A 13,399-nucleotide genomic window follows, 5' to 3' on the forward strand; every position below is an offset into this window, starting at 1 on the left:
CTGACAACTCCTATCCCTTTTTCATATTTGGCCTGAGCTTTCTTATGCTGATCAGCAGCGCCAGCACAAAAATCACCGAGCTTGCGATCAGGTGGGCGATCCAGAGCGGAAAGTCGATTCCTGTCTCATTAGCAAGCTCCCTCAGAAAGTCAGGTGTAAAAATGCCGAGAAGGACCATGGCAGGATTCAGCATGGCGGTAAAATAAGCAAACGGGCTGTCTGTCTGCACATTTGGATTCATATTCCCTAACTGCATCAGAATCATCGTCAGAAATGCCGTTCCCCCGACCAGAAAAAGTGTGGCCCCATAGGTTGTAACCATAGAAACGACTGTTTTCCGGATCAGCGTTGAAAACAATACCCCAAGGCTGCCGTAAACCATGATCGTAAAGATATAGAATCCGAGTGTCAGGGCCACCTGTCCAGGAGATACCCCTCCAAACAGGAATACGATGCTGTAAAGCGGAAGGCTGGCTATGATAAGCAGGAGCAGGAAGGAAATAGCAGATACGAGCTTGCTGATGATGATGCTCGCGGAGCTCTGTGTCGTCGTCAGCATGATATTAAGGGTCTGCCTCTCTCTTTCACTGCTGATGACCCCTGCTGTCAGCCCGGGTGTAATGAACAATATCAGGGCAAGCTGCAGAAAGGACAGGACAATGAACATCTCCCTGCTCTGGTCAGGCTTGAAATACCCCTGGCTGTTCGACATCATATTAATAAAAATGAAACCCAATATAATAACTCCTAATGCCAGGAGATAAAATAATACGCCGAGAAAGCTCTTGAACGAGCGGAACCGCAGTTTTATTTCTTTATTCAGAACGGGATTTACGGCAAAATTTTTCATGAAAGTTCCACTCCTTTCGTAATTTCCATGAATACATCTTCAAGGTCGGTTTCCGCTTCTGCAAAGCTTGCAATTGAAAGACCGGCTTCTATCGCGTTTTTCAGCAGAGCAATCTGGCCGGCATCATCCCCTTTGTAGACAAACTGGAGTAAATTTTCACCTTCCCCGGGTCTTAGCCCGCTCACACCGGGAGTGTCCTCAAAGAATGTAAAGGCTTTGTGCACATCCTTAAGGACTTTGACCATGATCAGTTTCTCTCCGCGCAGTTTTGCCTGTATTTCTGTGACTGACCCTTCAGCTACCAGCATCCCTTGATCGATGATCCCGATTGTGTCGCACATTTCTGCAAGCTCCGGGAGGATATGTGAAGAAATAAGAATGGTCTTGCCCATGTTCTTCAGCTCCTTCAATATCTCCCTCATTTCCACGCGCGCCCGCGGGTCGAGCCCTGATGCAGGTTCATCGAGGATAAGGACTTCCGGGTCATGGATGAGGCTCCTTGCCAGACAGAGCCTCTGTTTCATTCCCCTTGAGAGCAGGTCAACGTAAGAATCGCGTTTGTGCTCAAGGTTGACCAGGTCCAGGAGCTGGGGAATAAGCTTTTCCCTTTCCTTGAAATCGATCCCATAGCTGGCACCGTAAAAATGGAGATACTCTTCTGCCTTCAGCTGATCATAAACACCAAAAAAATCTGGCATATAGCCGATTTGCCGGCGAACCATCTTCGGCTCGTCAGCGACATTATAGCCATTTACATAGGCGGTTCCAGATGTAGGCGCCAACAGTGTCGCCAGAATAGAGAAGGTGGTCGATTTGCCTGCGCCGTTCTGGCCGACAAACCCGAAGACCGAACCTTTTTCTATTTGGAGGTTCAAGCTGTTCAGGGCTGTAAATTTACCATATCTCTTTGTTAAATCAATAATCTCTATCATTAGGATGCCTCCCCTTTAATCGTTATTTTCGGCATCGTGATTTGAGGGTCCTTCGATGTCTTGATAATGCGGACAACCACTTTTCCATCTTTGCCAATATAGCGGCCGATATCTTCCTGGATAGTGAGCTTTGATTCGAACGGCTCCATTTCGCCAGATTCATGGTTCAGGACTGCATATTCAGCAAATTTGGCCTTTGTCGATACGGACAGCTCACTGAATGCCAGGGATTTTCCTTTCACTTGTGCAGGCAGAGATGCAATGAACTGATATTCCCCATCATCAGCCATCATTTGATCTTTGCTGCCATTGACGTTCTTTTCGTAAACCATGCCCTGCACCGCCTCAAGCTCGGTATCAAGCACCTCATTGGACAGGGAGAACTCGCCTGTAAAATCAACCTTCGCTTCAAATGGTTCAAAGATGAGATTCAGGCCCGAAACTTTTTCTTTTTTGGACAGAAGATCCGCCTCAATGACACTGTCCTTCGTAAGTCCGGCCAGCATCGGGCCTTCAGCAGTCCCGCTCCCTGAGAAAAGGAAGGCAGATGCAGCATATTCAAGCCTTTCTTTCTTCATCAGATCCAGATCCTGGTTCGGCCCCGGATAGCCATAGCCGGCGCCCGACATATACGGGGCGGTGAGAAAGTCATTCTTCACTTTTTCGTCGACTTTCAGTGTTTCACCTTTTTTCAGGCTGCCGACATTGATCTTATTCGAGCCGGTCCATATATACAGCTCTTCAAAATCATATGGGAAGCTATTTGTCACAGTGCCCGACAGCCGTTTGTCCTTAAGCGTCAGATCAGCCTCCAGGCCGCCTTCCTTTTCTTTTTGCGATTTGCCGAATATGGTCCTGGATGACCAATACTCTACTGCATTAAAAACAATCCTCGTTTCCTTGCGGCTCTGTTCAATGACACCGCCGCCGGAATGATCTGTCCCCGGTCTGTTCAAAGTGCTGGGAATCGCATTGAATTCCCCGCGGGGAACAGAAAATGCATATTCACCGCTTGTATTAGAAAGCAGGGTTGCCGCCTGAATACCGATAAGCTGGCTGTTCACTGCTTTATATACGCCCATTTGATTGACCTGAGGCTGTCCAAGCCTGTCTTTTGCCCCGATGCCAAAAATGGCCACTGACATCAGCACAGCCAAAGAAGGGATGATCCACCAGGCATGTTCGCGTTTGTCCCGCTTCTTCAAAATAAAATAAAGGATCGGGACAATGACGATTATATAGCCGATGAGCAGCAGCAAGAGCTGACCGATTGAAAAGCTGGAAGCAGGGAAATATTCATTCGCTTCAGCAAATTCATAGGTCAGCGGATCATAAATATCCGGTCCATACTGGCTTCCTGCGGCAGATGGTGCAGGGACTGACTGCAGAATCCCGCCAAACCACCTGCTGTAGCCAGTCCAGGAAGACAGCGGCTCATCGCCGAGTGAAAAGGCAGTCTGCAGGATTGTGCCGCTTCCATAGTCAGCTTTCACTGCTGCAGGGACATTCCCGCTAAGCGAGAGGATTTCCGCCTGATTTTCGACAGGGCCGTAAAACATAGGCAGCTCCTTGAAAGGAGGCTCATTTTCTCCTTTATCCGCAAGAAAGGAGGCAGAAGACTTCCCTTCTATATCCGGCTTCATCGGCAGAAGTGTATAGAGGACACCCAGGGATTGGCCTGCATCAGGAGCTGCACCGGCAATCAGTATTCCACCATTCCCAACCCAATCCTTAATGGCATTTTGCTGGGCCTCTGTCAGGTCGGAAACAGCAAATTCGTCGAGCAGGAGATAGTCGAGCATTTCAAGCCCGAGCCCTTCTTCAGGCAGCTGTTCTTTTTTCAGCTCAAGTGTCTCTACTGCTGCAGAGGGAAGGATCCTCAGCTCCTTGAGCCGGTCATAGTCCTCGCTCAGAATGCCCATTGTCAATTCTCCGCCTTCTATGTATTTCGCCTTCAGCTTCGTGTCGCCGGAGAACTTGACTTTATTCCCGTCCTTCCAGCTCCCTTTATAAAGGTGGATGGCAGGGAGGTTCTGATATGATGATGGGTGGTCCTCCGAATTGCCCGGTATTGTTATGTGAAAGGTTTTCGAAGAATTTTCCGGCAGATTTGCCTTGATGCTCATGGCTCCGCCGGAATTATAGGAAGGGTGAAAATCAATCAGCAGATCCCCGCTGAACGCCTCTCCTGTATTTTCAGCTTTGATAGTCAAGGGAAAGCCTTTTCCCCTTTTAACTTTTCCGTCCAGACCTGCTTCTACTGAAATGCTGATGTCTGCCGGTGCTGCATAAGCAGGCTGGTTTAAGATAAGAAACAGCAGCAATGCAGCAATCACAGCAATGATTGCTTTTGTATGTTTACGCAAAAAAACTCCCCCCAGATTATTATTCCACTACAATAGACGAACAGGAGCCGGCAAAAGTTTGCAATTCTTAGAAAATATAAATCTATTGCAGGCCTTGCCTTTCCGGCTCATGTATAATAGACGAAATAAATCAGGATTCCCCTACAGGGATTGAGAAAAAAAACCATTTTTAAGCACAAAAAACAGGCTGCGTTTTTGCAGACTGCCAGAACATTTTAAAAAGAGTTTTGCTCGCAAATGAAGTATGTTGATTTCCGCTCCAGGCACTTCGCTTTCCGCGGGGCGGCGCTGAGCCTCCTCGTCGTACCTCCTGCGGGGTCTCAGCTCTGCCGCTGCAATCCCGCAGGAGTCTACGTGCCTTCCACTCCAATCAACGGGTTTCAAATTAATTTTGCAGCAAGTTGGTTCTTACTGAATAAAAGGCAAAGGGCAGCAAAAAAAACTTTTAATGCTACCTTTTTCTCCAAACTGAAAAGCAGCTGCATTTGCAGCTGCTGATCTTTTATCATTTACTCTTCCGCATTCTCGACCATGTCAGCGAATAGGCCGTAGACATAGCGTTCTGCGTCGAATTCCTGCAGGTCGTCCATTTTTTCTCCGAGGCCGACGAATTTGACGGGAATGTCGAGTTCCTTGCGGATGGCCAGGACGATTCCGCCTTTTGCGGTGCCATCAAGCTTTGTCAGGACGATTCCGCTCACATCTGTTGCTTCCTTGAAGGTTTTTGCCTGGATCATGGCATTCTGCCCTGTTGTTGCATCAAGGGCGAGCAATACTTCATGCGGGGCGCCGGGGATTTCCCTTTCGATCACCCGCTTGACTTTTTCAAGCTCCTTCATCAGGTTGACCTTGTTCTGCAGGCGTCCTGCGGTGTCACAAAGAAGGATATCTGCATTCCTTGATTTCGCAGCCCTGACGGCATCAAACATAACAGCTGCCGGATCAGATCCTTCTGCCTGCTTGATGACTTCGACGCCGACCCGGTCTCCCCAGACTTCAAGCTGCTCGATGGCCCCCGCACGGAAAGTATCCCCTGCGGCCATGAGCACCTTTTTTCCTTCAGACTTGAACTTATGCGCCAGCTTGCCGATTGAGGTTGTCTTGCCGACCCCATTCACACCTACGAACAGGATGACTGTCAGGTCGCCTTCCTGGATATTCAAAGCGGAAGATGCTTCCCCGCTTCCCTCATATATTTCAACCAGTTTCTCGGAAATGATGCTTTGCACGCCTTGCGGGTCCTGGATGTTTTTGCGCTTCACTTCCATTCTCAGCTCTTCTACAAGCTCCATGACCGTGTCAAAGCCCACGTCAGCCTGAATGAGAATTTCCTCAAGCTCTTCGAAGAAGTCCTCATCAACCTTCCTGTACCTCGCTACAAGATCATTGACCTTGCCGGAAAAATTATCCCTCGTTTTTGTCAGGCCATCCTTGAATTTTTCTGTCACTGTATCGGTTTGCTTCGTAATTTTATCTTTCAGTTTTTTAAAGAAACTCATCTGTTCACTTCCTTCTCATTCATCTGTATGTATCGCCGGAAAAAGAGCGTACACCCCTTTTCCGGCATATTTTGCCTGTCTATTGCGGAACAAGCTCCCGGGTTTCTTCAAGTCTGACTGAGACAAGCTTTGAAACACCTGATTCCTGCATCGTTACACCGTACAGGACGTCTGCTTCTTCCATCGTCCCTTTGCGGTGGGTGATGACGATAAACTGTGTTTCCTCACTGTATCTCTTCAGATATTGGCTAAAGCGCTGGACGTTGGCTTCATCGAGCGCAGCCTCCACTTCATCCAGGATGCAGAACGGTACGGGGCGCACCTTCAGGATTGAGAATAGCAGCGCGATTGCCGTGAGCGCCCTCTCCCCGCCTGATAAGAGCCCCAGATTCTGCAGCTTCTTGCCTGGCGGCTGGGCAACGATGTCAACGCCTGTATTAAGCAGATCGTCAGGCTGTGTCAGCTTTAGATCTGCCCTGCCTCCGCCAAACAGCGCCTGGAAGACAGATTCAAAATGGAATCTGATTCCTTCAAATGTCTGCCTGAATCTTTTTTTCATTTCTTCATCCATTTCATCAATTACCTGGAAGAGAGTGTCCTTCGCTTCCTGCAGATCATTCTTCTGTGCCAGCAGGAACTCATAGCGCTCTGATACGCGCTCATATTCCTCAATGGAACCCAGGTTCACTGTCCCTAGCTCCTCAATGGACAATTTGATGAGCTTAACCTTTTTGCGTGCTTCCTCAGCAGGAATGTGGAGCGGATACTCCTCCCTGGCTGCTTCAAAGGTAAGCAGATATTCCTCCCTGAGATGGGCCAGGCGGTTATCCAGTTCAACATCCAGCCTGTTCAATCGCACTTCCTCATCCTTCATGCTCTCAGTCATGCCCTTATGAAGGCGGCGGAGCTCCTTGGCTGAAAGCTCCAGGTCTTCAAGTGTTTCCTGGAGTTTAAGGCGCTCCTCTTTCCTGGAAGAAATCAAGTCGATGGCTTCCTGCTTATCTTTCAGCTTCTTCCTTGCGGCTTCCTCGAGCACTTCTTCTCCTGAAGAGCTGCTGGTCAGCTCTGATGACAGCAGCGACAAATCTTCCTTGAAGGTCTGAAGCTTCTCTGATGTTTCCGCCAGCTCTCCCTCAATGGACGAGAAAGTATCTTTAGCGAAGTTCAGCTGTTCGTTCTTGGATGCCAGCGTAATCTTAAGCTCGCCGATCATGTCCATGAGCGTTTCCTTGGAGGTCATCCTAGTGTTTTTCTGCTGTGTGAGCACCTCGATTTCTTCCTCCAGGCCAGTGATGCTTTTTTGCATCTTCTCAAGCTCAAGCTCAAGTGCAGATTTCCTGGCTGAAAGCTTCTGGGACTCTTCGGCAGATTGCGACTTATCCATATCATACAAGGAAAGGCGTTCATTTATGTTCTTCTCAGCCATCTCCACTTCCCGGAGATCGCCCTTCAGGGAGTTTTCCTTCAGCCTCAGTTCTTCACCGGATCTGCGCAGGTTTTCAATCAGTTCTTCCTGCTTGTTTATGTCTCCCTTGACCCTTCTCACCTGCTCTTCCAGCAGCTGCGTCTTGGAATCCATTTCGGCCAAACGTTCTTTCAGCTCTTCAAGCTCTGTCTTCCGGCTGAGCAAAGAAGAGGATTTTTGCTTGACGGCGCCGCCTGTCATGCTGCCGCCCGGGTTTACAACATCGCCTTCCATTGTGACAAACCGGCTTCTGTAATTAAGGATCTTTGCCATTTCATTGGCTCCCTTTAGATCCTTTGAAACTATGACATTGCCGAGAAGGTTTTTAACGACCTCTTCATACTTTGAATCAAAAGATACCAGGTCAGCGGCAGCACCGATAAAAGATGGATGCAGCTTTAGCGATTGCAGCTGGCCCTGTGACAGCGACTTTCCTTTAATGACATTCAGCGGCAGGAAGGTCGCCCGGCCGTATGAATGCTTTTTCAGGAACTGGATGGCGCTGCGGCCATTCTCTTCGTTCGCTACCACAACATGCTGCATCGCACCGCCAAGAGCGGTTTCAATCGCAGTCTCATACTGCTTCGGCACCGCAATCAGCTCAGCGATTGCGCCTTCAATGCCCTTAAGTGCGCCGCCCCTTGCCTTCAGCACTTCTTTGACTCCCTGGAAGAAGCCGGAATAGTCCTCCTCCAGCTCTTCCAGCATATCTTTGCGGGACTTGGCCTGCTGAAGATACTGATAGGCCTGGTAAAGAGTCGTTTCCTGCTTCTGATAGTTCGTTTTCAAAGATTCGGTCTTTGCCTGCTCATTCTTGAAAAGGCGGACCTGTTCCTCAAGCTCGCCCTGTATCTGTTCAAGCCTGCCAATGATTTCTTTCTTTTGGTCTTCTATCTGCTTTCGTTCCGAAAGAAACTTTTCATTGTCTGACTCAAGCCGGGTTGATCTTGCTCCCTGCTGGGCCAGCTGCTGGCCGATATATTGAAATTCATTTTTAAAAGCAGCCTGCCTGTTCAGCAATTCAATATAATCACTTTTGAGAGAGTCGATTTTTTCTTCTGTATTTTCACTATAAAGCTTCAGCTCAGCCTGTTTTTCTCTCAGCTTTTTCTGAAGCTCAGCTGCCTCTCTCTGAAGAACATCAGCAATCTCCTGCTGCATTGCTTTTCTTTCTTCAAGAGAAGCTTCCTTTTCCCCCAGCTCTTCTATATTTCTCTTCAGCTGTTCTTTATTATGGGAAGCATTTTTCTTCCGTTCTTTGAGGACTTCTTTCCTGCCCTCGAGCTTTTCCAGCTCCTCGCTGGCATGAAGCAGCACACCCTGCAGATCATTGATGGACTCATCAAGGTCTGCAATGCCTGCCCTTGCCACTTCGATTTCAGCTTCCTTTTCCCCGATCGCACCGCCCAAAGCTTCTTCTTCCTTTTTCAGCTTTTCAAGCACGGCGGAAAGAGCCTCCCATTTTCCGTGAAGGTCCTCAATCTCAAAGGCTGTAAGGGCAACTTCGATTTTTTCCAGCTCTTCTTTTTGCTGCAGGTAGTCCTTGGCGATGGAAGACTGGATCTTCAGCGGCTCAACCTGGCTTTCGAGCTCATAGACGATATCATTCACCCGGTTCAGGTTTTCCTGGGTTTCAAGAAGCTTGGCCTCAGCCTTTTTCTTCCTTGTTTTATATTTCAGGACTCCGGCCGCTTCTTCAAAAATGCTCCTCCGGTCCTCAGCCTTGCTGTTTAAGATTTCTTCTACCTTCCCCTGGCTTATAATGGAGAATGCCTCCCGCCCAAGGCCTGAATCCATGAACAAATCGATGATATCCTTCAGGCGGCATGATTGGCTGTTTATATAAAATTCACTGTCCCCTGAGCGGTAGACTCTCCTCGTAACACTCACTTCATTATAATCAAGCGGGAGGAACTGGTCTTCGTTATCAAGGGTCAGGGTCACCTCTGCAAAATTCAGCGATTTCCTGCTGTCGCTCCCGGCAAAGATGATATCCTCCATTTTCGATCCCCTCAGGGACTTCGCGGACTGCTCGCCAAGCACCCAGCGGATGGAGTCTGTAATATTGCTTTTGCCGCTCCCATTCGGGCCGACAACAGCTGTCACGCCAGGGACAAAATCGACAGAGGACTTCTCGGCGAAGGATTTAAAGCCTGCAATATCTAGCCGTTTCAGAAACACTGATATATCCCTCCTAGCTTCTCGGTTGATTTTCTTGGGATGTTGAGTCATTCTGCAAATGGGATTTTAAAATCTCCAGCGCCATCTGTGCCGCGTGCTGTTCTGCTTCTTTTTTCGATCTGCCTGTCCCGGTCCCGAGCTCATTCCCTGACAAGGAAACACGTGAGACAAACTCCCTGCTGTGTGCAGGGCCTTTTTCCTGAAGGATCTTATACTCAATTGCACCCGCTCCATCACGCTGGACGAGCTCCTGAAGCTGGCTCTTGAAATCCATCACATGAGAAAAAGCACCCGAATTTATTTTTGGAAAGACCGTTTGTTCTAAAAATCCGATGACTGTATCTATCCCTTTTTCCAGGTATAATGCGCCGATAAATGCCTCGAACACATCTGCAAGCAAAGCCGGACGCTCTCTTCCGCCTGTCATTTCCTCCCCTTTGCCGAGAAGGACGAGCTTCCCGAACTCAAGCTCATTGGCAAATGTAACCAGGGATGGCTCACACACAACTGCCGCTCTCAGCTTTGTCAGCTCTCCTTCGCTCATCATGGGATATTTCTTGTATAAAAACTGGGATACAGTCAGTTCAAGTACGGCGTCCCCTAAAAACTCCAGCCGTTCATTATCTTCATACGGCTTTCTCCGATGCTCATTCACATACGATGAATGTGTAAAAGCCTGCTTCAGCAGCTTTTCATTTTCAAAGGAAATCCCGATTTTCTTCTGGAACTCCCTGAATTGCATTTCTGCCGCGCGGTATGCTTTTTTCTCTTGGTCTTTATTGTTCTTGCGCATATTGCCTCCACCTTGCTAATAGTTTACATACATTATCAGTTTACGTAATAATTCTTAAAAACGCAAAAAAACCTGAAAGCATCCTGAATATTCCAGGCAGCTTCCAGCCTCTTGGACCAATGGGCCGATTCATCAGGAAGCACGGGCTCTGCCGGCATGTGAATCATCCCTGTATCCGCCTTTATAGAAGAAAGCCCCGTTCAAAACGGAGCTTTGCTCAATCTAACGATTACACATTAGCTTTTATGTAATTCACAGCGTCGCCGACTGTTGCGATCTTTTCTGCATCATCGTCAGAGATTTCCATATCGAATTCATCTTCCAGTTCCATAACCAGTTCAACTACATCCAGGGAATCTGCGCCAAGATTTTCTTTGAAAGAAGCTTCCAATGTTACTTCAGACTCTTCAACACCAAGACGATCTACGATGATCTTTGTTACACGTTCTAACACATCTGCCATGCTTGTCACCTCCCCTCAAGACATTATAGAGCATTTTAGCAGATTAATAAATGTCCAGCCTAACAATTTTTTCTTTTGTCTGCTGAAGAGGCTTCTACATCACCATTCCGCCGTCAACATGGAGGGTCTGCCCTGTCATGTAGCGGCTGTCCTCAGAAGCCAGGAATAAGGCTACCTTTGCAATATCTGAAGGTTCGCCAAGCCGTCCGAGGGGGATTCCTGACAGCATCTGCTCTTTCACTTCTTCATTAAGCTTGTCTGTCATATCAGTCGAGATGAAGCCAGGGGCAATTGCATTGACGGTAATTCCCCTTGTAGCCAGTTCTTTTGCAGAAGTTTTTGTCAAGCCGATGACGCCTGCCTTTGCGGCAACATAGTTGGCCTGTCCAGGGTTGCCGCTGACACCGACGATCGATGATACATTGATGATCCTGCCGCTGCGCTGCTTCATCATTTGCCTTGTTGCCGCCTTCGTGCAAAGGAAGACACCTTTGAGATTGATGCTGATGACTTCATCCCATTCTTCCTCTTTCATTCTCATAAGAAGATTATCGCGGGTGATGCCTGCATTATTGACAAGAATATCAATGCTTCCGAATTTTTCGATTGTCTCTTTCATCATGGCCGTTACAGCCTCACTGTCTGATACATCTGCCTTTACAGCAAATGCGTCACGGCCGAGCGCCTTAATTTCTTCAACAGTCTCGTTAGCTTTTGCTTCGCTTCCTGAATAGTTGACTGTCACATTGGCTCCTTGCCTTGCAAGCTCCAATGCAATTTCGCGGCCAATTCCCCTGGAAGCGCCTGTTACGATCGCTGACTTGCCCTCAAGCTTCATTGCTGTTCCCCCTTTAATGCCTCAATTGCAGCCGCACAGCTTGCTTCATCTGAAACAGCATATGTTTTGGCTGAGCGGTTTACTTTTTTCACAAGCCCTGATAAAACTTTTCCTGGGCCGATTTCAATGAATGTATCGACTCCGAGGCCGATCATCCTTTCAATGGAATCCTCCCACAGCACCGGGGAATAGAGCTGCTGGACAAGCTTTTCTTTAATATCCCCTGATTCCGTCATTTCGGCGGCACTGACATTGGAGATGACTGGAATTTGCGCATCGGAAACCGTGATGCTGTCCAGGACACCCCGCAGATTCTCTGCTGCCGGCTTCATGAGAGATGAGTGGAACGGTCCGCTGACATCAAGCGGAAGGACCCTCTTGGCGCCTGCTTCTTTCGCTTTTGCAGAAGCTTGCTCAACGCCCTGCCTGGAGCCGGATATTACGATCTGGCCGGGGCAATTCAGGTTTGCCAGCTGTACCGGATATCCTTTCCCTGAAATTTCCTCTGTCACCGCACGCAGTTCATCCCTGCCGAGGCCGAGGACTGCTGCCATCGTGCCTTCACCGTTTGGAACCGCTGCCTCCATGAACTCGCCTCTTTTTCTTACCGCATGCACCGCGTCTTCAAAAGAGATGCTGCCTGCAGCGACAAGGGCAGTATATTCACCAAGGCTGTGTCCGGCTGTATAATCAGCTCTGATTCCTGACTCACGGAACTTAGCGAGAATGGCAATGCTTGTCGTCAAAAGCGCCGGCTGGGCATTGACCGTTAATGTCAGTGTCTCCTGCGGCCCCTCGAATATCAGGCTTGATAGCTTATCATTCAGCCTTTGGTCTGCCTGATCAAAGACAGCTTTTACTTTATTATCTGATTCTGCCAAAGATTTCCCCATGCCAACAGTCTGAGAGCCCTGGCCAGGAAATAAAAATGCAATTTTCCCCATTTTCTCTTCTCCTTTTCAAAGAAATCTGCAGGCTATTCCCTGCCTGTTACAGACAGCTTTCCTGCTGCTGCCTTTATTGTTTCCGCCACATTATTCTGCACCATTTCACGTGTCTGCCTGACTGCGCTGTAGAGCGCATTGCTGTCAGAGGAACCATGGGCCTTGATGACAGGAGCGTTCAGTCCGAACAGCCCGGCTCCGCCGTACTCCGAATAGTCCATCTTTGATTTCAGCTGGACAAGGTCCGGCTTCAGCACTGCTGCTGCCATTTTGCTCTTCAGGCTGCTTGTCATCGCCTCTTTCATCATTTTAAAGACGGATAAGGCGGTGCCTTCTATCGTCTTCAGAACCATATTCCCTGTAAATCCATCAGTGACGACAACATCTGCCGCACCTTCCAGAAGATCCCTTGCTTCTACATTCCCGACAAAATTCAGTCCGGCATCTTTGATCAGTCCAAATGCATTCTTGGCCAGTTCATTTCCTTTTTTTTCTTCTGTGCCGATATTTAAAAGGCCTACTCGGGGATTGGAGATGCCCCTGACTTTTTCGCAATATATCGATCCCATGACGGCATACTGCAGAAGGTGCTCAGGTTTGGCATCGACATTTGCCCCTACATCAAGCAGGAGGAATCCCTTGCCATCTGTTGTCGGCAAAGTCGGCGATAATGCCGGCCTTTCAATGCCCTCAATCCTTCCTACAACGAATAACCCTGCTGCCATCAGTGCGCCTGTATTCCCGGCTGAAATGCATGCATCCGCATTGCCATCAGCGACCTGCCTGGCTGCGAGGACCATAGAAGCATCCTTCTTCCTCCGCACTGCCCTGACCGGTTCATCGGTGCCAAGGATCATCTCTTCTGTATGGATGATTTCGATCCGCTCACTCACTGTGAGATGCTCCCTGATTCTCTTTTCGTCACCGACGAGTGTAATATGTATGTCCTTGAATTCTGCTGCAGCCTTCATGGCCCCGAGTACAATTTCCTTTGGGGCATTGTCTCCGCCCATTGCATCTATCGCTATCTTCATCATTCTGCATCATCCCCTGCTTGTTAACGGATTA

At 48.5% G+C, this 13,399-nt stretch carries 10 protein-coding genes; all 10 read right to left on the reverse strand.

Annotated features, from left to right (window positions below; genetic code table 11):
• Positions 1-10: 10 nt before the first annotated feature.
• Entirely contained in the window at positions 11-850 is an 840-nt protein-coding gene (locus ABU165_RS09030) for an ABC transporter permease (RefSeq protein ID WP_318060109.1), read from the reverse strand.
• Positions 847-1,782, reverse strand: a complete 936-nt coding sequence (locus tag ABU165_RS09035) for an ABC transporter ATP-binding protein (protein WP_318060110.1) — start codon at positions 1,780-1,782, stop codon at positions 847-849. Before ABU165_RS09035 ends, ABU165_RS09030 begins: the two co-directional genes overlap by 4 nt.
• Positions 1,782-4,148 carry a hypothetical protein gene (locus tag ABU165_RS09040; protein ID WP_318060111.1) on the reverse strand — a complete coding sequence of 789 codons (2,367 nt, stop codon included), beginning with the start codon at positions 4,146-4,148 and terminating at the stop codon, positions 1,782-1,784. Before ABU165_RS09040 ends, ABU165_RS09035 begins: the two co-directional genes overlap by 1 nt.
• Positions 4,149-4,657: 509 nt before the next feature.
• Positions 4,658-5,647 carry a signal recognition particle-docking protein FtsY gene (ftsY, locus tag ABU165_RS09045; protein ID WP_009795943.1) on the reverse strand — a complete coding sequence of 330 codons (990 nt, stop codon included), beginning with the start codon at positions 5,645-5,647 and terminating at the stop codon, positions 4,658-4,660.
• Between the two features lie 79 nt (positions 5,648-5,726).
• Entirely contained in the window at positions 5,727-9,293 is a 3,567-nt protein-coding gene (gene smc, locus ABU165_RS09050; RefSeq protein WP_318060112.1) for a chromosome segregation protein SMC, read from the reverse strand.
• A 13-nt stretch (positions 9,294-9,306) separates the two neighbouring features.
• Complete coding sequence (gene rnc, locus ABU165_RS09055; protein ID WP_009795945.1) at positions 9,307-10,086, reverse strand: ribonuclease III; 780 nt, start codon at positions 10,084-10,086, stop codon at positions 9,307-9,309.
• A gap of 229 nt (positions 10,087-10,315) precedes the next feature.
• Positions 10,316-10,549, reverse strand: coding sequence for an acyl carrier protein (locus ABU165_RS09060; protein ID WP_009795947.1), 234 nt, complete (start codon positions 10,547-10,549; stop codon positions 10,316-10,318).
• A gap of 94 nt (positions 10,550-10,643) precedes the next feature.
• Entirely contained in the window at positions 10,644-11,387 is a 744-nt protein-coding gene (gene fabG / locus ABU165_RS09065) for a 3-oxoacyl-[acyl-carrier-protein] reductase (RefSeq protein WP_094767483.1), read from the reverse strand.
• The gene (gene fabD / locus ABU165_RS09070; RefSeq protein ID WP_318060113.1) at positions 11,384-12,331 is read right to left on the reverse strand and encodes an ACP S-malonyltransferase; all 948 of its coding nucleotides are present in this window, start codon (positions 12,329-12,331) and stop codon (positions 11,384-11,386) included. Before fabD ends, fabG begins: the two co-directional genes overlap by 4 nt.
• Positions 12,332-12,363: 32 nt before the next feature.
• Complete coding sequence (gene plsX / locus ABU165_RS09075; protein ID WP_318060177.1) at positions 12,364-13,365, reverse strand: phosphate acyltransferase PlsX; 1,002 nt, start codon at positions 13,363-13,365, stop codon at positions 12,364-12,366.
• Positions 13,366-13,399: the final 34 nt, after the last annotated feature.

This window comes from Cytobacillus sp. T106 (assembly GCF_040492155.1).
Classification (GTDB): domain Bacteria; phylum Bacillota; class Bacilli; order Bacillales; family Cytobacillaceae; genus Bacillus_AB; species Bacillus_AB infantis.

Excerpts from the sequence above, each read along its gene's own strand:
- ABU165_RS09035 (WP_318060110.1), bottom strand. The coding sequence starts at position 1,782 with ATGATAGAGATTATTGATTTAACAAAGAGATATGGTAAATTTACAGCC.
- ABU165_RS09060 (WP_009795947.1), bottom strand. The coding sequence starts at position 10,549 with ATGGCAGATGTGTTAGAACGTGTAACAAAGATCATCGTAGATCGTCTT.
- rnc (WP_009795945.1), bottom strand. The coding sequence starts at position 10,086 with ATGCGCAAGAACAATAAAGACCAAGAGAAAAAAGCATACCGCGCGGCA.
- ftsY (WP_009795943.1), bottom strand. The coding sequence starts at position 5,647 with ATGAGTTTCTTTAAAAAACTGAAAGATAAAATTACGAAGCAAACCGAT.
- plsX (WP_318060177.1), bottom strand. The coding sequence starts at position 13,365 with ATGAAGATAGCGATAGATGCAATGGGCGGAGACAATGCCCCAAAGGAA.
- fabG (WP_094767483.1), bottom strand. The coding sequence starts at position 11,387 with ATGAAGCTTGAGGGCAAGTCAGCGATCGTAACAGGCGCTTCCAGGGGA.
- ABU165_RS09030 (WP_318060109.1), bottom strand. The coding sequence starts at position 850 with ATGAAAAATTTTGCCGTAAATCCCGTTCTGAATAAAGAAATAAAACTG.
- fabD (WP_318060113.1), bottom strand. The coding sequence starts at position 12,331 with ATGGGGAAAATTGCATTTTTATTTCCTGGCCAGGGCTCTCAGACTGTT.